The following is a 17,713-nucleotide window of genomic DNA, read 5'->3' as shown; positions in this document are numbered from 1 at the left end:
TCGCATTTGCAGAGTATGAGGGACGGAATGACACAACGCGCTCAGCTCCTAGGCAGCGCCTCCCAGGCCGCGCTGACGGTCGGGCTGGCCCTGGCGATCGCCAGCACCGCCAAGGCCCAGACCCCTGCCGCCCCGGCGCCGGAAGCCCCGACGGTCCGCCTGCCGCAGCTTGAGATCGAAGGCCAGGAGCCGCCCAACACGCTGCGCCGCAGCACCGGCGTCTCCCGCCTGCCCGGCACCGTCCAGGACACCCCGCAGACGATGAACGTCGTTCCGCGTGAACTCCTGGAGCAGCAGAACGTCGTCACCCTGGACCAGGCGTTGCGCAACGTCCCGGGCATCACCGCCACCATCGGCGAGGGCGGCGGCGGCGTGAATGGCGACCAGTTCCGCATCCGCGGCTTCACCTCGCAGAACGACGTCTACACGGACGGGCTGCGCGATTTCGGCACCTACACCCGCGATGCCTTCAACTACGAGAATGTCACGGTGCTGAAGGGCCCCTCCGCCACCAGCTTCGGCCAGAACACCATCGGCGGCGCCATCAACATCGCCACCCGCACGCCGCAGCTCGGCAGCTTCTACGCCGGCAGCCTCTCCATCGGCCAGAACTCGCTCTACCGCGGCACCATCGACGTCAACCAGCAGATCAACGAAACCACGGCGATCCGGCTGAACGCCATGGCGCATTACAACCGCCTGCAGGATCGCAGCGACGTCGATTCCGGCCGCTGGGGCATCGCCCCCTCCATCGCCTTCGGCCTCGGCACCAACACCACCTTCACGGTGGAGTACATGCATTTCCAGGATAACCGGACGCCGGATTACGGTGTGCCGGTGGTGACGCCGCCGGGTGGGACCATCGGCAAGCCGGTGACCGAATTCGGCGTGCCGCGCCAGTCCTGGTACGGCTGGAACCTGGACCGCGACGACGTATCGGTGGACCGGGTCACGGCGCGCTTCCGGCATGTCGCGAATGACTGGCTCACCGTCTACAACGACACCCGAATCGGCTTTGCCACCCGTGAGTTCGCGGCGACGCCGGCGAGCTGTCCCGCCACCTCGCCCACCTTCTGCCTGCCGACCCTGTTCGGCCCCAACCCGAGCTCGGCCGTGGCCAGCCGCGGCGGGCCCGGCCCGTTCCGCCAGGAAACCTGGGGGGCGCAGAACGTCACCACCGCGGTCGCCCGCTTCACCACCGGCCCCTTCCGGCATGAGGCGACCCTCGGCCTCGACGCCTGGTTCCAGAACGACGAGCGCACCAGCTTCTCCTACAGCCCGAGCGCCCGGCCGACACCGAACCTCTTCAACCCCAGCCACTCCTCGGCCGGCTACACGATCCTCCCCGGCACCGGGGCGAATGTCCGGGAGATCAACCAGCGTCACCTCGGCTTCTTCCTCACCGACCGGCTCTGGCTGACGCCGCAGCTCTCCGTCATCGGCGGCGTCCGCGTCAGCAACTTCGACATCGACCAGAAGCTCTACGGCAACGCCAACCCCACCACCAAGCTCTCCTCCAACTCCACCTTCGCCGATCCGCGGGCCAGCCTGGTGTGGGAGCCGACGCCGAGCCAGACCTACTACTTCTCCTACGCCACCTCGACGAGCCCGCCCGGCTCCTTCGTCAACACGCTGCAGAACACCTTCTCCGCCACCACGCCGCTGGAGCCGGAGCGGAACACCAGCTACGAGATCGGCGCAAAGATCGGGCTGTTCCAGAACCGCCTCGGCCTCTACGGCGCGCTGTACCGGATCGAGAAGGGCAACGCCTTCCTGACCGATCCGAACACCGGCGACCTGCTCCAGACCGGCGACGAGCAGCGCAACCAGGGCGTCGAAATCGGCCTGACCGGCCTCATCACCCCGGACTGGGCGATCAACGCCAACTACACCTACATGGACAGCGAAACGACACGGTCCGCCACGGCGGCCAATGTCGGCAAGCGGGTGCAGTACGTGCCGCGGCACGCTGCGGCCTTCTGGTCCACCTACGAGTTCTTCCGCGACACGCCCTACCAGTTCACCTTCGGTGGCGGCATCACCTGGCGCAGCCAAGCCTACCTGAATGCCGGCAACACCGCGGAGGTGCCGTCCAACTTCACCCTGGATGCGCTGATCTCCCACAATTTCGGGGATCGCAGGCAGTGGCGGGTGGCGCTGAATGCCTATAACCTGACGGATGAGCTGAACTACGACAACCTGTTCGGCAACCGGGTGAATCCCTCGGCCGGCCGGACCTTCATCGCCAGCCTCGCCGTCGTCTACTGAGCTGGGTCGCGCCGTCCCCCTGGCGGCGCGACCTGTCCTCCGCCCGCCGCGCCTCCCTTTCCATCCGGGTGCGGTGAGCGGAGAACCCGGACGGCCCATGCGGGCCGCCCGCCCTGGAGCATGCGGCCTTCGCCTTCGCTCACGCCGCATGCTCCAGGCCCTCGTCCGGTCGCGTGGTTCACGCTGCCGGTGGAGGCGATCCCACGCGCTCTGGCGCCTGCCGCGTTTGCCTCCATTTGCGCCGCACGCTTCGGCCCTGGCCTCGCCGCGCGCTTCGCGCTTCCGGTTGTGCCAGGTCCGGGCGATTGCGCCCGGCGCACGCGGCCGCCGGCCTCGCCCCCGCCGCCCGCACCGGGCCTTTGTCAGACCGCGTGATTCGCGCTTCCGGCCGGGGCGGTTTCAGGCGATCACGCTCCGCACGGCCGCCCCGGCCGCGCCAGCCGCAGGAGCCCTGCCCATGCTCGTCCAGATCCGCCAGGTGCTGACCCGGGAGGAAGTGGCGCATTGCCGCAAGGTGCTGGAAGCCGCAGCCTGGGCCGATGGCCGCCAGACCGCCGGCGAGCAATCCGCCAAGATCAAGCTGAACCTGCAGATCCCGGAGAACAGCCCGGCCAGTCGGGAGCTCGGCGACCTTGTCCTGCGCGCGCTCGGCCGCACGCCGATGTTCTCCTCCGCCGCGCTGCCGCTGCGCGTCTATCCGCCGATGTTCAACCGCTACGACACGGGCATGCATTTCGGCGCGCATGTGGACAACGCCATCCGCTACGTCCCGGGCACCAACGGCTTCCGCATGCGGGCGGATGTCTCGACGACGCTCTTCCTCACCGACCCCGATGCCTATGAGGGCGGCGAGCTGGTGGTGGAGGACACCTATGGCAGCCATGCGGTGAAGCTGCCGGCCGGCGACATGGTGGTCTATCCTGCCACCAGCCTGCACCGGGTGAACGAGATCACCCGCGGCAGCCGCTGGGGCTGCTTCTTCTGGAGCCAGTCCATGGTGAAGGATGACGGCCAGCGCGCCTTCCTCTACGACATGGACATGGCGATCATCGGCCTGCGCCAGGCCCTGCCGGACGACCACCCGAGCGTGCTGGCGCTGACGGCGAGCTACCACAACCTGCTGCGGCGCTGGGCGGAGATGTAGGAGTAGGCGGGGGCTCCGCCCACAACCCCGGCAGCCGTGCGATTCAGGGGTTCGGTCGATGCGGCCTCAACCGATCCCGCTCCAGGCCGCCACCTCCACCGGCGCGCCGCCCTGGGCGAGCGACTGCACGATGGCCTCGAAAGCGGCGACATTCGCCACCGCATGGTCGAGCGGCAGGGGATAGGGGGCGCGCCCTTCGGCCGCGGCGGCGAAGGCTTCCAGCTCCGCCCGCAGCGTATCCGCCTTCGGCGCGGTAAGCCGCTCCGGCACGCGGCCGCTCTCGCGCAGCACCACCTCCGTCTCGCTCACCGCTTCCACGCTGCCGCGCTCGCCGAACAGATGCAGCCGCCAGACCAGCGGCGTGGCCCGCACCATGGCCAGCGTGCCGGAGATGCCGCAGGCGAATTCCAGCAGCACCGAGAGGCTGTCGAGCGGCCCGGGCGGCGGCTTCCGCATCACATGCAGGGTGGAAACGCGCTTCGCCGGCCCGACCAGGGCGGTGAAGGCATCGATCACATGCACCCCGGTACCGGTCATGCCGCCGGCCGGCGATTCCTCCGGATCGGCGCGCCAGGGGGCGAAATTGCGGGAGGAATTCTCGTTGCTCGAATGCCCCTCGATATGCAGCAGCGTGCCCAGCCGTCCCTCCGCCAGGATGCGCTGCATGAGGAGGAGGCTCGGCAGGAAGCGACGGTTATGGCCGACTGCCAGCGGCACGCCGGCGGCCTGGCAGGCGGCCACCGCCGCCACGGCATCTTCCCGCGTCAGGGTCAGCGGCTTCTCGCAGAACACCGGCAGGCGCCGCGCCGCCACCGCCTCGATCAGCGCGCGGTGGGAGCGGTGCGGGGTGGCGATGACCACGGCCTGCACCTCCTTGTCCGCCAGCATCGCCTCCAGGCTGGTGGAGAAGCGCAGCCCGTATTCGGCGGCCACCGGCGCGCCGGCCGCCGCATGGCGGCTCATGGCATGGACGAAGCGGATGGCGCTGCTGCCGCGCGCCGATTTCAGCAGCTCCTTGCCCCACCAGCCGGTGCCGATGATGCCCGCGGTGATCATGGCGCGTTTCCTTCCCCGATAGGGCTGATAGGCTAAGCCCAATCGCCCGGGGCCGGAAACCGACGGGCGCGCTGTCGGAGGAAACGACCGGAATGCGCCGCATCCTGGCCCTGCTGCTGGCCTGCCTGGCCGCCTCGCCCGCCCGGGCGGCCTGGCCGGAGCGTCCGGTCACCGTCATCGTCCCCTTCGGCCCGGGCGGCGGCGCCGACATCGCCGCACGCAGCCTGGGCCGCTGGCTGGAGGGCAGGCTGGGCCAGCCCTTCGTCATCGTGAACCGCGCCGGCGCGGGGGGCGAGATCGGCTTCGCCGCCCTCGCCCGCGCCGCGCCGGACGGGTACACGATCGGCGTCGTCACCCTGCCCAACCTGGTCACCATCCCGATCGAGCGGCGGGCGCAATATGCGGTCGAGCAGCTCATCCCCATCGCCAACCTGGTGGACGATGTGGGCGGCGTCTTCGTCCGCGCCGACAGCCGGTTCCGCAGCCTCGCCGATCTGGTCGCCGCGGCGAAGCGGGAGGCGGGCGCCGTCTCCTTCGGCACCACCGGCATCGGCACCTATGCGCATTTCGGCATGCTGGCGCTGGAGGCGCAGGCGGGGGTGACGCTGACGCCGGTCGCCTATAGCGGCACCGCGGCGATGCGCGCGGCGCTGCTGCAGGGGGACCTGCAGGTGGCGGGGATCAGCATGACCGATGCGGTGGCGGAGCTGCAGGCCGGGCAGGTCCGCGCCCTCGGCCAGATGGCGGCCGAGCGCTGGTCCGGCGCGGCGGAGGTGCCGACCTTGCGGGAGCAGGGCTTCGACGTGGTGCTGAGCTCCATGCGCGGCTTCGCAGCCCCGGCCGGCATGCCGGCGGCGGCGCTGCGGCGGCTGGCGGCGGAAATCGCGGCGGCGGCGGCCGACCCGGAATTCCGCCGCCTCGCGGAGCGGCAGGCGATGCCGCTGCACTACCTGGACGAGGCGGGCTTCGCGGCGGAGATCGCGGCGCAGCAGGCGCGCTTCCAGGCGCAGTGGCGGGCGAAGCCCTGGCGGGAGTGAGGGGAGTGCGCGGGGCGGCCAAGGATTGGGGGCTCCGCCCCCAAACCCCCGGCAGGAGGTCGTCGCGGGCAGTGCCCGCGACCCTGCACCTCCGCCGGGAGGAAGAGCTTCCCCCGGACCCCGCCGGGAGTTTGCGGTTCAGCCATCGGGGGCGCAACCCGGACCGGGATCCGGCGCCAGGTCCTGGCCTGCGATCGGCCTGGGCGGGCGGCAGGGCGCGCCAGCCGCGCATCGCCCGGCCTCGCCGCCCCGCCCTTCAGCCGCTACTTCGTGACGAAGGCCTTCTCCACCACATAGGTGCCGGGCTTGCTGTTATTGCCCTCGACGAAGCCGCGAGCTTCCAGCAGGGCGGTGACGTCGGCGTTCAGCGCCTCGGAGCCGCAGATCATCACCCGGTCCTGCTCCGGCGACATCACCGGCAGGCCGAGATCGGCGAAGACCTTGCCGCTTTCCATCAGCGTGGTGATCCGCCCCTGCACCGGAAAGGGCTCCCGCGTCACGGAAGGGTAGTAGATCAGCTTGCCGCGCAGCATCTCGCCGAGGAATTCATGCGCCGGCAGCTCCTTCGAGATGTAGTCGCGATAGGCCAGCTCCTTCACCTCCCGCACCGTGTGGCAGAGCACAACCCGCTCATACTTCTCGTACACGTCCGGCTCGCGGATCAGCGACATGAAGGGGGCGAGGCCGGTGCCGGTGGCGAGGAACCACAGGGTCTTCCCCGGCAGCAAATTCTCGGTCAGCAGCGTGCCGGTGGGCTTCCGGCCGATCAGCACCGTATCGCCCGGCCGGATATGCTGCAGGCGGGAGGTGAGCGGGCCGTCCTGCACCTTGATGGAGAGGAATTCCAGCTCCTCGTCCCAGGGCGGGCTGACCATGGAATAGGCCCGGACCAGCGGCTTGCCGTTCACCAGCAGGCCGATCATGGCGAATTGCCCCGCCACGAAGCGCAGCGCCGGGTCCCGCGTGCAGCGGAAGGAAAACAGCCGGTCCGTCCAATGATGCACCCAGGTCACGGTCTCGCCGAAGAAGGCGGGGGGGATGGCGGGCTTCGGGGCCGGGGCGATCATGTCCATGACCGCGCTTCATGCTGCAGCGCGGCGGGAATCGCAACCAGGCAGGACGCGGATCCGCCATGCGAATCCTCTTGCGGGGCGGCAGATGAACATTACATTGCACTCAGGTCATCAAAATGGCCTGGGAGGCTCCGATGCCCGTCTTCGAATGGCCTGTTCTGGACCTGAATGAGGTCGTCGCCTGGGCGCTGATCGCCGGCGGCTTCGCCTATTGGGCTGCCCGCACCCTCGGCCCCTCCGCCGCGGCGGTCACCGCCGCGCTGGTGGCGCTGGCGGTGAAGACGGCGCTGTTCGAGGCGAGCTAGCGTCCCGAGTCCGCAGTCCTGCGGATTTCGCGGGCAGGACACCAGCCCCGGCGCGGCGTCGGCCCGCCTGCCTCGGCCTTCCCGATGGCGGCAACGGGCCCCTCGCCGGCCCCGGCTAAAGCTGTGCCGCGATGGCGGCCTTGTCGATGACGGACCAGACCTGCACGATCCGGCCCCCTCGGAATTCGTAGAACACGTTCTCCGCGAAGACGACGCGCCTGCCATTGACGGGGAGGCCGAACAACACCCCTGCCGGATGGCAGTCGAAGCGCAGCCGGCTGGCGAGGCGCGGCGGCTCGGCCAGCAGCAGCTCGATCTCGAAGCGCAGATCCGGAATCGCCCGGACATCCGCCTCCAGCATCGCCCGGTAGCCCGGCAGCCCGAGCGGCCGGTCGTTGTGCCGCACCTCCGGATCGACGAATTGCGCGAGGTCGGGCCAGTCCCGCCGGTTCAGGCAGGCGATGTAGCCGCGATAGGTGTCGGCGAGGTCGGCTGGCGTCATCGGGCGGTCTCCGGACCCATCCTGGGCAAGAAAGGACGGCGTGCCGGCCGGGTTCGCCTCCGACGGTGACGGGCGTCGCCCGGCCGCCATCGCCAGGCCGCGGCCGCGGCCGCGGGCGACAGCGGCCGGCGCCCGGCCCGGCCTGCGTAAGACCCGGGCCACTGACCCGCACCCGTCACGGATCCGACACGCCACTGACACGCCCCGCCATTAGACCCCCGCCATCACCGATGGGGGAATGACATGCGCGCCATCCTGCTCGCCGCCGGCCTGGTCGCCGCGGTCTCCGGCACCGCCCGGGCCGATCAGCGCTTCGACGCCACCCTGGCCGGCCATGCCATCCTGCCCGCCGCCACCTTCGCCCAGCCCCCCGCCGATGCCCCGCCGGCCCTCGCCACCTCCGGCCGCTTCACCGGCCCCGGCAATCTCCGCATCGAGCAGCGCGGCAGCCTGCCGGGCGATACCGGCGCGGTGCATGGCCGCCGCCCCACCGGCCTCTCCCTGCCCTTCCAGGGCCAGCCGGTGCAGGGCTTCTCCGGCATCAAGCCGGTGGCGGGCGAGGCCGGCGCCTATTGGGTGCTGACCGACAACGGCTTCGGCAACCGCCGCAACTCCGCCGACACCATGCTGATGTTCCACAAGCTGCGCCCGGATTTCCGCGCCGGCACCGTCGCGGTGGAACGCACCATCTTCCTCTCCGACCCCAACCGGGTCGTGCCCTTCCCGATCGTCAACGAGACCTCCGACCGCCGCTACCTGACCGGCGCGGATTTCGACCCGGAGAGCATCCAGCCCGTGGCCGACGGCTTCTGGATCGGCGAGGAATTCGGCCCCTTCCTCATCAAGGTGGATCTCGAGGGCCGGGTGCAGCGCCTCGTCCCCACGAAGCTCGGGGAGGAGGAGATCCGCAGCCCGGACAACCCGGCGCTGCAGCTCCCGGCCAGCCCCACCGGCACCGTCGCCTTCCGCTCCCAGCGCAGCGGCGGCTATGAGGGCATGGCGCTCTCCCCGGATGGCAGCCGCCTCTACGCCCTGCTGGAGAAGCCGCTCTTCCAGGCCAATGGCCAGGTCGAGGGGCAGTTCCTCCGCATCCTGGAGCTGGACACGGCGCGCGGCGAATGGACCGGCCGCAGCCTGAAATACCGCTTCGAGCCAGGCGGCGTCTCGATCGGCGATTTCAACATGGTGGATGAGCGCCGCGCCCTGATCATCGAGCGCGACGACGGCGAGGGCGACCCCTCCCTGGCCTGCGCCGGAGGTCCGAATCGGCCGGCCGAAAACACCCCGCCCGCCTGCTTCCCCAGCCCGGCCCGGCTGAAGCGCATCTACCTGGTGGATCTGCAGGCCACGGACTCCGAGGGCTTCGTCCGCAAGATCGGCCATATCGACCTGATGGCGGTGCGCGACCCGGAAGGCCTCGGCCGCGGCCATGGCGACCGCGCCGCCAGCGTGCCGAATGACCGCTTCACCTTCCCCTTCTTCACCATCGAGAACGTGGCGGTGGTGGATGCCGACCACATCATCGTCGGCAACGACAACAACCTGCCCTTCAGCGCCGGCCGCCGCCTGACCGCCGCCGACAGCAACGAGCTGATCCTGCTGCGCGTGCCGGAACTGCTCCGCGCCCGCTGAGCCGGCCCTGGCCTGCGATCGACCTGAGCCTGCACACTGGCAGGCCAGGCCGTAATCGCCGGCGCAAAATGCCTGTACCGGGCTTACAGAGTCGGGCCGGTACGGGTCCAGGGCGGCTGCGCCGGCGCCCCTGCCGGGCGCGGCTGCCACGAAGAATTTCGCCGTGCCGCCGCGGCCCCGTTGCCGCGGCGCAGGCTTTGCGACACTTTCGGAGGGCTCACCGCCGGAGGAGTTGCGATGCCCGACCACAGCCCCGATCCCTTCGGTGCCTTCATCCCCGGGCCGCGCGCGGCGGTCGCCGGCGCCCCCGCCGGCCCGCTGCACGGCCTCGCCTTTGCGGTGAAGGATCTTTACGACGTCGCCGGCTACCCGACGACCTACGGCAACCCGGACTGGGCCCGCACCCACCCGCCGGCCGCCGCCACCGCCCCCATCGTCACCGCCCTGCTGCAGGCCGGTGCCAATCTCCGCGGCAAGACCAGGACGGTGGAGCTGGCCTATGGGCTGACCGGCGAGAACATCTGGCACGGCACGCCGCTGAACCCGAAGGCGCCGGAACGCTTTCCTGGCGGTTCCTCCTGCGGCTCGGCCGCTGCCGTCGCCGGCGGGCTGGTGGATTTCGCCCTCGGCTCCGATACCGGCGGCTCGGTCCGCATCCCGGCCAGCTATTGCGGCATCTTCGGCATCCGGCCGAGCTGGGGCGCGATCAGCCTGGCCGGCGCCTGCGGCCTCGGCCCCTCCTTCGACACGCCGGGCTGGTTCGCCGCGAGGGCGGAGGTGCTGCAGCGCGTCGGCGCCGTGCTGCTGCCGGAGGATGTGCCCGCCGCCACGGGCCCGCTGCTGAAGCCGGGCGAACCCTGGATGAATGCCGAGCCGGCCGCCGCCGCTGCCCTGGCGCCGGCGATGGCGGCCCTGGAAGGGCTGCTCGGCCCCACCATCAGCCTGGCGCTGGTGCCGGAGACTCTCGGCACCCTCTATGAGCATTTCCGCTGCGCCCAGGCGGAAGAAGCCTGGGCCACGCTGGGAAGCTGGGTGGCGGCCGCCAACCCGGAATTCGGCCCGGGGGTGAAGGAGCGCTTCGCCGCGGCGCGGGAGATGGACCCGGCCAAGGCGGCGGCCGGCCGCGCCTTCCGCCGCCCCTTCGCGGCGCGGATGCGGGCGCTGCTGGCCGGCGGCGCGGTGCTGGCCTACCCCACCTCCCCAAGCCCGGCGCCGAAGCTGACGGCCAGCCCGGCGGAGCAGAACGGGGTGCGGGAGCGGACCATGGGGGTGACGGCCATTGCCGGGCTGGCCGGCCTGCCGGAGGTGTCCGTGCCGGTCGGGCTGGCGGATGGCGCGCCGGTGGGGCTTTCGCTGGTGGCGGCGCCGGGGCGGGACCGGGCGCTGCTGGCGCTGGCGGCGAGGCTGGCGGGGGCGCTCGGCCTGGCGGGGTGAGAGGGTTGGGGGCGCTGCCCCCAAACCCCCGCCGGGGGGTGGACCACCCCCCGGACCCCGGTGTGAGCTTTAGACCCTTGGGGTGAAGCTGCCGGCTGGCACCGTCCAATCTGGAGGCTAGTGCGTGATCGCCGCAGGGCGGAACGCCCGGAGGCGTGAATCACGCGCCAGGACAAAGGGCTAGTGTCCTGCCCGCTGCGTTCCAGCGAACGCAGCGGACAAGCAGGCCGCTGAAAACCAAGGCTAGTGGCCTGAGAACGAAGTCCGCAGGACTGCGGAAGCGGGCCACTAGGCCCTGACCTTCCTGCGCACCAGCTTCTCCCCCTCCCGCACCCACAGCACCGTGCTCGCCACCGCCAGGCAGAGCAGCCAATCCCCGGCATCCAGCGGCACCGTGGAAAAGGCCTGCTGCAGCACCGGCAGGTAGAGCACCGCCGCGTGCAGCCCGAGCGACAGCCCCACCGCCCCCCAAAGCCAGGGATTGACGAAAAGCCCGGAGAAGGCGCTGCGCTCATCCGACCGCGCATTGAACACGTTGAAGAGCTGAAACAGGGTCAGGGTGGTGAAACCCATGGTCCGGGCCTGGTCCAGCCCGCCATCGCCGGGGATCAGCCCGCCCGGCAGCCCGGCATCCAGCACCAGCAGCGTCCCCGCCGCCATCACCAGCCCGACCAGGGCGATGCCCCACCACATCCAGCCGGTGATCACCCCCTCCCCCCGCGGCCGCGGCGGCCGGGCCATGAGCCCCCGATCGGCGGGGTCCAGGCCGAGGGCGAGCGCCGGCGCCCCGTCCGTCACCAGATTGATCCAGAGGATCTGCGTCGCCAGCAGCGGCAGCACCAGCCCGCCTTCCGCCTCGGCGGTCAGGCCGATCACCCCGGCCAGCAGCACGCCGAGGAACATCGTCAGCACCTCGCCGATATTGGAGGAGAGCAGGTAGCGGAGGAATTTCCGGATATTGGCGAAGATCGCCCGGCCCTCCTCCACCGCCGCGACGATGGTGGCGAAATTATCGTCCGCCAGCACCATGTCCGCCGCCTCGCGCGAGACATCCGTGCCGGTGATGCCCATGGCGATGCCGATATCGGCGGTCTTCAGCGCCGGCGCGTCATTCACCCCGTCGCCGGTCATGGCGACCGTCGCGCCGTCCCGCTGCAGCGCCTGGACGATGCGCAATTTGTGCTCCGGATCCACCCGGGCGAAGATCGAGACCTCCTGCACCGCCGCGTCCAGCGCGGCATCGGGCAGCCGGGCCAGCTCCGCCCCGGTCAGCGCCCGCCCGCCCTCGGCGATGCCGAGTTCCGCGGCGATGGCGGCGGCGGTCGCGGGGTGGTCGCCGGTGATCATCACCGGCCGGATGCCGGCGCCCTTCGCGCGGGCCACCGCCGCCTTCGCCTCCGGCCGCGGCGGGTCGATCATGCCGACCAGGCCGAGGAAGACGAGGTCCCGCTCGCTATCCGCGTCCAGCGCCGCCGCCCCGGCGGCGGGCATCGGGCGGCAGGCGATGCCGAGGGTGCGCAGCGCCTCCCCCGCCAGCGCCTCATTCGCCGCCAGGATGGCGGCGCGGCGTTCCGGCGTCAGCGGCCGCTCCGCCTCCCCCGCCAGCTCCGCCACGCAGCGCCCCAGCAGCACATCGGGCGCGCCCTTGGCGAAGATCACGCGCTGCCCGGCCTCGCCATGCAGCGTGCTCATCAGCTTGCGCTCGGAGGAGAAGGGTAATTCCGCCAGCCGGGGGAAGCAGGTCGCCAGCGCCGCCTCCTCCAGCCCCAGCTTGCGGGCGGCGACGAGCAGCGCGCCTTCGGTCGGGTCGCCCTGCACCGCCCAGCCGCCCTCGCGCGGCCGCAGCCTGGCATTGCTGGCGCATTCGGCGGCGGTGAGGCAGCGGCGCAGCTCGGCCAGCAGCGCGCCCTCCGCCGGACCGCCCGCCGCGCGCCGCACCTCGCCCTCGGGCGCGTAGCCGGTGCCCTCCAGATGCACCGTCCCGCTGGCGGTGACGATGCGGCGGACCGTCATCTCGTTGCGGGTCAGGGTGCCGGTCTTGTCCGAGGCGATGACATCGGCGGAGCCCAGCGTCTCCACCGCGGCGAGGCGGCGGATGATGGCGCGGCGCCGCGCCATGCGCTGCACCCCGATGGAGAGCACCGCCGTCACCACCGCCGGCAGCCCCTCCGGCACCGCCGCGACGGCCAGCGCCACGCCGAGGATGAGCACGTCGAACACCGCCCGGGCGCCATGCACCTCCTCGACCGCCAGGATGGTCCCGACCATCACCAGGGCGATGAGGATGACGAGGCGGCCGAGCATCCTGCCGGTGCGGTCCAGCGCCTTCTGCAGCGGCGTCGCCTCCTGCGGCGCCGCCTTCAGCAGCCCGGCGATGCGGCCGAGCTCCGTCTGCATGCCGGTGGCGGTGACGACCGCCTGCCCGTGGCCATAGGTGGCGGCGGTGCCGCTGAAGAGCATGTTGGTGCGGTCGCCGGGCGCCGCCTCGGCCTCCAGCGCGGCGGGGTCCTTCGTGACCGGCAGGCTTTCGCCGGTCAGCGCCGCCTCCGCCACCTGCAGCGCGGCGGCGTGCAGCAGGCGGGCATCGGCGGGGATGGTGTCGCCTTCCTCGACGAGGATGAGGTCGCCCGGCACCAGCTCGGCGGCGGGGAGGTCCTGCGGCTCGCCCTGCCGCACCACCCGGGCGCGGGCCGCCGACATCTGCCGCAGCGCCGCCACCGCCCGCGCCGCCCTGGCCTGCTGGACATAGCCCAGCAGGGCGTTGAGCAGGACGATGGCGAGGATCGCCAGCGCCTCATAGGGCAGGGCGGAGTCCCGCTCGGCCAGCCAGAGCCCGGCCGAGACCAGCGCGGCGGCCAGCAGCAGCAGGACGAGGACATCGCGGAACTGGTCGAGGAAGCGGAGCCAGGCGGAGCGTTCCGGCGCCGCGGCCAGCTCGTTCCGGCCGAAGCGGGCGAGGCGGCGCTGCGCTTCCGCCTGGCTCAGCCCCTGGCGGGCATCGGTGGCCAGGGCGGCGAGGACCGCCTCGGCGGGTTGCAGGTAGGGGGGTGGCTGGTCCTGTGGCGCGTGACTGTCCTGCATGGGATTCCCGGCCCTGGCATGATGCGGCCGGACCAGACCCGATGTCGGCCGGGCTGTCGAGGCTTGCCGGGGCGATTTCGAGGTCGCCGGCTGGCCCCCCCCGCCCCGGCCCTCCCCCCGCAAGCGGGGGAGGGAGGCGGCAGGTCCGAAACTCGGACCGGGGTTCGGGGCCAGGTCCTGGCCCCGGCGGGCGTGCAGAGGGCAGCGCCCTCTGCCGGCGGCCCGGGGGTGGAGCCCCCGATGTTCACCCCAGCCTGGGCATCGCCACCGCCATCCGCCCCACCCGGGCCTTGAACAGCCTTGCGTAAGCCTCCCCGCCGCTGATCCGCTTGCCCAGGTTCAAGACCGAGCCCTTGCCGGTGCCGTTCAGCACCGCCGCCTCCGCCGCCAGCGGCAGGTAGCCGCCCGCCTTGGCGTGGGCCAGCATGGCGGCGCAGGGGATGACCAGCTCGCTCTGCTGGAACAGCCGGTCCCAATCCGCATTGCTGCTGGCGGTCAGCACCGCCTCCGGCGCCTGGCCGGCCCAGCGCTCCCGGTACTCCGCCACCAGCGCCTGCGGCCCGGCATAGGCCTGGATGAAGCTGACCAGCGGCCGGTAGGCCTCGCGCCAGGTGGTCTGGATCAGGCCGCGGCCGCGGAATTTGCAGAAATCCGCTTCCATCACATAGCCGGTCACCGCCGGGTCCGGCTGGAAGGGGGTGCTGCCCTGCGGGTAGGCGGTGCCGTCCCAGACCCGGTCCTTGCTGCCCGCCAAGGCGGCGCCCAGCGGCTTCTTCCCATGCGCCGCGTTGAAGGCCGGGTCGCGGAACAGCCTGCCGGCGGTGATGTTGGGCGGCTGGTTGTAGGACCGCTTCACCCCGGGGATGGCGTCGAACAGATAGGCGAGGCCGGGATGCCCCGTCCGCCCCATTTTTTCGGTGATCGGCCGGAAGCTGCCCCCGGTTTCGTTGATCATGATGGCGGTGAGGGCCAGCACCTCCATCAGGCTGGCGGGGCGCTGGGCCAGCAGGGCGGTCCAGGCGGCGGCGAAGCCGGCGGCGGCGCCGGGCGCCATGTCCAGCTTCTGCCATTCCTCGCGCCGGGCGAGTTTCGCGCTGAACCAGGCGGTGAATTCCTGTCCCAGCACCTGCTGCAGGAAGGCCTGAAATTCAGGGCCGGAGGTGAAGCGGCGGGCGGCGGCGGTAGCGAAGGCGGCGGGGATGTCCATGGCGAGGGGGGCCTCCTCCTCCGGAACGTAATAGGAACATACTTCTGCCGCAAGAAAAACCGTTCCAGCTCCGGCGGCCACTTGCGAGTCCACTCGCAAGCGGGCCAGATGCCGCACCACTGGCCCGGACCCCCGCCATGCGCCGCCTGCTGCCTACCCTGCCGTTCCTCCTCCTTCTCGGCCTCGCACCCGCCGGGGCGGAGCCGGTGCGCTTCATCGCCTTCGGCGACATGCCCTATTGCCGCGGCATCACCACCGGGGAGTGCACCGATGTCGGCCGGCTGACCGCGCTGGTGCGGCAGTTCGGCCAGCAGGCACCGCACGACTTCTCCATCTTCCTCGGCGACACCAAGGGCGGGAACGAGCCCTGCTCCGAGGCCATCCTGCTGCGGCCCTTGCGCTGGCAGGGCGCGCCCGGCTGGATGGCGGTGGCGGAGAAGCCGCTGATCTACACCCCTGGCGACAATGAATGGACGGATTGCCGCGCCGGCCCGAACGACTCCCTGGATTGGGCGCCGGCGCTCGATCTGCTGCGGCGGCATTTCTTCGCCGGGCCGCCGCTGCTCGGCGCCGCGCGGCAGGAGGGGCTGCCGGAGAATTACCGCTGGACGACGGACGGGGTGCTGTTCGTCACCCTGCACATCCCCGGCAGCAATAATGGCCGCCCCGCCACCCCCGCCGACCCCTACCCGGCGCCGCTCCGCACCGGGGCGGCGGCGCAGGCGGAATACGACTCGCGCAACCGGCTGAACCTGGCCTGGCTGGCGGAGACGGTGCGGGCGGCGGCGGCGCCCGGGGTGCGCGGCCTGGTGATCGCCACCCAGGCCGATCTGTTCTACGCCGAGATCTGCGGCAGCGGCTGGGACAGCGGGCTGCGGGAGAGCCGCGAGGCGATCTTCGCCGCCGCCCGGGCGCTGGCGCCGAAGCCGGTGCTGCTGCTGCATGGCGACAGCCACCTGCTGGTGCATCAGGACGCCACGCACGACCCGCTGCGGGACATGCCGGCCAACCTCACCCGGCTGATGGTGCCGGGGGAGCGGGACGTGCAGGCGGTGGCGGTGGCGTTCGACCCGGGCGAGCCGGAACCGCTGCAGCTCCGGCTGCTGGGGGAGATCGGCACCCCGCCGCAGGAGGCGCCGCGCGGGTGCCCGGATTACGAGCGGCTGACGGCGGCGGCGCGGGCGCGGTGGCGCTGAGCCGGAAGGGGCTTTGCCCCTCCCGGACCCACCCCACCAAAGGCCGAAAGGCCTTTGGAAACCTTGAGTCTGGGCCTCGCGGGTCCAGCCGGCCGATGCCAGGGGCCAGGTGAAGGCCGAGAAGGGGCGCAGCGCCGGCCCTTCGTCAGGTCGGCCCGGAGGTCGTCAGTGGGCCCCTGCGGTCAGCCCGTGATCTGCACCTTGTTCGGGTAGAAGGCCAGGTGGGCGTCGATCGGGGCCACGGCGGGGTAGGGCGATTCATAGGTCCAGACGGCGTTCTCCGCCTGCTGCCCGCCGGCCTGGATGCCGAAGTAATTGCAGTCGCCCTTATAGGGGCAGTAGGTGGTGTGGTCGGTGCGGGCCAGCTTCTCCATCCGCGCATCCTCCCGCGGGATATAGAGGACCGGCGGGTAGCTGGCCTCCTTCAGCTCCAGGGCGCGGCTGGTCTCGGCGATCACCTCGCCGCCGAACCGCACCGTCACCTTGCCGGCATGCGGCGCGATGGTGATGGGATGGTCCGGTCCGGGCAGCTTCATCTCGGGCATGGGGGGAACTCCTGCTGTCCGGAAGCCGTGCGGCCTCCGGGGGCCACAAGGCCCTGGTGGCGAGCTCGGAGGGGGCAAGGCCCGCTGCGAGACCTGGCCAGCACTTGGCGGCGGACCCGCCGCCCCGCAAGTCACCCCACCCGATAGAACGCCTCCGCCGTCCCGCTGAGCGCCGGCCCGGCCAGCGCCTCCCCCAGCACGGCGCGCAGCAGCGCGATATCCGCCGGCGAGAAGGGCCGCGCCGCCCGCACCGAGGGCAGGTCGGTGGCGAACATCAGCGCGTGCGGCGCCCGCGCCGCGATGCGTTCCAGCGCCCGCGCCACGTCGAGCTGCACCCGGCCGAAACCCGTCGCCTTCACCCTGGCCCCCGCCGCGGCCAGGTCCAGCACCACCGGCAGCCCCGCCTCCGTCATGCCGAGATGGTCTATGGCCAGCGCCGGCAAGGCGGCGAGGGCCGTCACCGCCGGCGCCAGCATGGCGGCATCGGCATAGATCTCCGCATGCAGCCCGCAGGCGGCGGCGCGGGCGGCGTGCCCGGCGACGGTGAAGGGGTCCGGCCACTGGCCGCGATAGAGGCTGTAGCGCAGCCCGCGCACGCCAGCGGCTGCCAGCGCCGCCATTGCCGCCTCATCCATCCCGGCCTCGGCCTGGGCCACCACCACATAGCGCGGGCCGAGGGCGGCGGCGGCGCGCAGCAGCGGCCGGGGATCGCCGCCCTGCACGCTGCCGGCGACGATCGCCCCGCCGGAAAGGCCGAGCGCGGCGGCGGTCTCCTGGTACTCCGCCACCTCATAGGGCGGCGGCACATGCCCGGCATTGCCGGGCATCGGCACGTCGGCCGGAAAGACGTGGAAATGCGCGTCGAAGATGCCGGTCATGGCGGTTCCTGGTCCTGTCCTCGCCGATGATGGCGCTGCCCGGCTTCGGCCTCCGGTGCCGAGGACGCCATCGCGTCCGGGCGCGCAAATGCGCGCCCGACGCCGCGTCGGAGGCGCGCCCCCCGGCGCGACGCCGGGCGCACCCCAAGCCACCGCCACGGTCCGGCTTTCCTGTCAAGGACTTCGCCGCGTCGTGCGACTGGCCCGCCTCTGGCGTGACGCGCGGTGCCGCTGCGCGGCATCCTCCCGCCGCCGCCGACCGCCCCGGGGCCGGCGGCGGAGGTGCCGGGCCCGCGCGCATGGTCGCCTTCGACGGCGTCGAAGGTGCCTTCGGCCGGCTAGAGCAGATTGCCGG

At 72.0% G+C, this 17,713-nt stretch carries 14 protein-coding genes; 7 read left to right on the top strand and 7 right to left on the bottom strand.

Annotated features, from left to right (window positions below; translation table 11 throughout):
- Window positions 1-27 precede the first annotated feature (27 nt).
- The gene (locus E5N76_RS09320; protein ID WP_149537019.1) at window positions 28-2,268 is read left to right on the top strand and encodes a TonB-dependent receptor; all 2,241 of its coding nucleotides are present in this window, start codon (window positions 28-30) and stop codon (window positions 2,266-2,268) included.
- A gap of 457 nt (window positions 2,269-2,725) precedes the next feature.
- Window positions 2,726-3,412 (top strand): Fe2+-dependent dioxygenase, encoded by a 687-nt coding sequence (locus tag E5N76_RS09315; protein WP_149537018.1) that lies wholly within the window; start codon window positions 2,726-2,728, stop codon window positions 3,410-3,412.
- Between the two features lie 66 nt (window positions 3,413-3,478).
- Here E5N76_RS09315 and E5N76_RS09310 read toward each other — a convergent pair whose 3' ends face one another.
- Complete coding sequence (locus tag E5N76_RS09310; RefSeq protein WP_149537017.1) at window positions 3,479-4,468, bottom strand: Gfo/Idh/MocA family protein; 990 nt, start codon at window positions 4,466-4,468, stop codon at window positions 3,479-3,481.
- A 92-nt stretch (window positions 4,469-4,560) separates the two neighbouring features.
- On the opposite strand from E5N76_RS09310, the gene E5N76_RS09305 reads away from it, so the two are divergent.
- Window positions 4,561-5,505: a tripartite tricarboxylate transporter substrate binding protein gene (locus E5N76_RS09305; RefSeq protein ID WP_149537016.1), complete on the top strand. Its 945-nt coding sequence runs from the start codon at window positions 4,561-4,563 to the stop codon at window positions 5,503-5,505.
- 263 nt (window positions 5,506-5,768) lie between these two features.
- On the opposite strand, the gene E5N76_RS09300 is transcribed toward E5N76_RS09305, so the two are convergent.
- Window positions 5,769-6,572, bottom strand: coding sequence for a ferredoxin--NADP reductase (locus E5N76_RS09300; RefSeq protein ID WP_149537166.1), 804 nt, complete (start codon window positions 6,570-6,572; stop codon window positions 5,769-5,771).
- Window positions 6,573-6,712: 140 nt separating this feature from the next.
- Here E5N76_RS09300 and E5N76_RS29435 point away from each other — a divergent pair, with 140 nt between their 5' ends.
- A complete protein-coding gene (locus E5N76_RS29435) occupies window positions 6,713-6,883 on the top strand; it encodes a hypothetical protein (protein ID WP_187830076.1) in 171 nt (56 codons plus the stop codon).
- A 115-nt stretch (window positions 6,884-6,998) separates the two neighbouring features.
- Here E5N76_RS29435 and E5N76_RS09295 read toward each other — a convergent pair whose 3' ends face one another.
- The gene (locus tag E5N76_RS09295) at window positions 6,999-7,385 is read right to left on the bottom strand and encodes an ester cyclase (protein ID WP_149537015.1); all 387 of its coding nucleotides are present in this window, start codon (window positions 7,383-7,385) and stop codon (window positions 6,999-7,001) included.
- Window positions 7,386-7,628: 243 nt separating this feature from the next.
- Here E5N76_RS09295 and E5N76_RS09290 point away from each other — a divergent pair, with 243 nt between their 5' ends.
- Entirely contained in the window at window positions 7,629-9,017 is a 1,389-nt protein-coding gene (locus E5N76_RS09290) for an esterase-like activity of phytase family protein (protein ID WP_149537014.1), read from the top strand.
- A 237-nt stretch (window positions 9,018-9,254) separates the two neighbouring features.
- Window positions 9,255-10,451, top strand: coding sequence for an amidase (locus E5N76_RS09285; protein WP_149537013.1), 1,197 nt, complete (start codon window positions 9,255-9,257; stop codon window positions 10,449-10,451).
- Window positions 10,452-10,739: 288 nt separating this feature from the next.
- Here E5N76_RS09285 and E5N76_RS09280 read toward each other — a convergent pair whose 3' ends face one another.
- Window positions 10,740-13,532: a cation-translocating P-type ATPase gene (locus tag E5N76_RS09280; RefSeq protein WP_149537012.1), complete on the bottom strand. Its 2,793-nt coding sequence runs from the start codon at window positions 13,530-13,532 to the stop codon at window positions 10,740-10,742.
- A 244-nt stretch (window positions 13,533-13,776) separates the two neighbouring features.
- The gene (locus tag E5N76_RS09275) at window positions 13,777-14,739 is read right to left on the bottom strand and encodes a hypothetical protein (protein ID WP_149537011.1); all 963 of its coding nucleotides are present in this window, start codon (window positions 14,737-14,739) and stop codon (window positions 13,777-13,779) included.
- A gap of 137 nt (window positions 14,740-14,876) precedes the next feature.
- Here E5N76_RS09275 and E5N76_RS09270 point away from each other — a divergent pair, with 137 nt between their 5' ends.
- On the top strand, window positions 14,877-15,935 hold the full coding sequence (locus E5N76_RS09270) for a hypothetical protein (protein WP_149537010.1): 1,059 nt from the start codon (window positions 14,877-14,879) through the stop codon (window positions 15,933-15,935).
- Window positions 15,936-16,117: 182 nt separating this feature from the next.
- Here E5N76_RS09270 and E5N76_RS09265 read toward each other — a convergent pair whose 3' ends face one another.
- Both E5N76_RS09265 and E5N76_RS09260 read right to left on the bottom strand, forming a co-directional pair.
- A complete protein-coding gene (locus E5N76_RS09265) occupies window positions 16,118-16,480 on the bottom strand; it encodes a DUF427 domain-containing protein (protein WP_149537009.1) in 363 nt (120 codons plus the stop codon).
- Between the two features lie 131 nt (window positions 16,481-16,611).
- Window positions 16,612-17,358, bottom strand: a complete 747-nt coding sequence (locus tag E5N76_RS09260; RefSeq protein ID WP_149537008.1) for an amidohydrolase family protein — start codon at window positions 17,356-17,358, stop codon at window positions 16,612-16,614.
- Window positions 17,359-17,713 lie beyond the last annotated feature (355 nt).

Source organism: Siccirubricoccus phaeus (assembly GCF_008360935.1).
Taxonomy (GTDB): domain Bacteria; phylum Pseudomonadota; class Alphaproteobacteria; order Acetobacterales; family Acetobacteraceae; genus Siccirubricoccus; species Siccirubricoccus phaeus.
The sequence above is the reverse complement of the archived record's forward strand: the minus strand, read 5'-3'. Positions and strand labels throughout refer to the sequence as shown.

Excerpts from the sequence above, each read along its gene's own strand:
- E5N76_RS09320 (WP_149537019.1), top strand. The coding sequence starts at position 28 with ATGACACAACGCGCTCAGCTCCTAGGCAGCGCCTCCCAGGCCGCGCTG.
- E5N76_RS09315 (WP_149537018.1), top strand. The coding sequence starts at position 2,726 with ATGCTCGTCCAGATCCGCCAGGTGCTGACCCGGGAGGAAGTGGCGCAT.
- E5N76_RS09310 (WP_149537017.1), bottom strand. The coding sequence starts at position 4,468 with ATGATCACCGCGGGCATCATCGGCACCGGCTGGTGGGGCAAGGAGCTG.
- E5N76_RS09305 (WP_149537016.1), top strand. The coding sequence starts at position 4,561 with ATGCGCCGCATCCTGGCCCTGCTGCTGGCCTGCCTGGCCGCCTCGCCC.
- E5N76_RS09300 (WP_149537166.1), bottom strand. The coding sequence starts at position 6,572 with ATGATCGCCCCGGCCCCGAAGCCCGCCATCCCCCCCGCCTTCTTCGGC.
- E5N76_RS29435 (WP_187830076.1), top strand. The coding sequence starts at position 6,713 with ATGCCCGTCTTCGAATGGCCTGTTCTGGACCTGAATGAGGTCGTCGCC.
- E5N76_RS09295 (WP_149537015.1), bottom strand. The coding sequence starts at position 7,385 with ATGACGCCAGCCGACCTCGCCGACACCTATCGCGGCTACATCGCCTGC.
- E5N76_RS09290 (WP_149537014.1), top strand. The coding sequence starts at position 7,629 with ATGCGCGCCATCCTGCTCGCCGCCGGCCTGGTCGCCGCGGTCTCCGGC.
- E5N76_RS09285 (WP_149537013.1), top strand. The coding sequence starts at position 9,255 with ATGCCCGACCACAGCCCCGATCCCTTCGGTGCCTTCATCCCCGGGCCG.
- E5N76_RS09280 (WP_149537012.1), bottom strand. The coding sequence starts at position 13,532 with ATGCAGGACAGTCACGCGCCACAGGACCAGCCACCCCCCTACCTGCAA.
- E5N76_RS09275 (WP_149537011.1), bottom strand. The coding sequence starts at position 14,739 with ATGGACATCCCCGCCGCCTTCGCTACCGCCGCCGCCCGCCGCTTCACC.
- E5N76_RS09270 (WP_149537010.1), top strand. The coding sequence starts at position 14,877 with ATGCGCCGCCTGCTGCCTACCCTGCCGTTCCTCCTCCTTCTCGGCCTC.
- E5N76_RS09265 (WP_149537009.1), bottom strand. The coding sequence starts at position 16,480 with ATGCCCGAGATGAAGCTGCCCGGACCGGACCATCCCATCACCATCGCG.
- E5N76_RS09260 (WP_149537008.1), bottom strand. The coding sequence starts at position 17,358 with ATGACCGGCATCTTCGACGCGCATTTCCACGTCTTTCCGGCCGACGTG.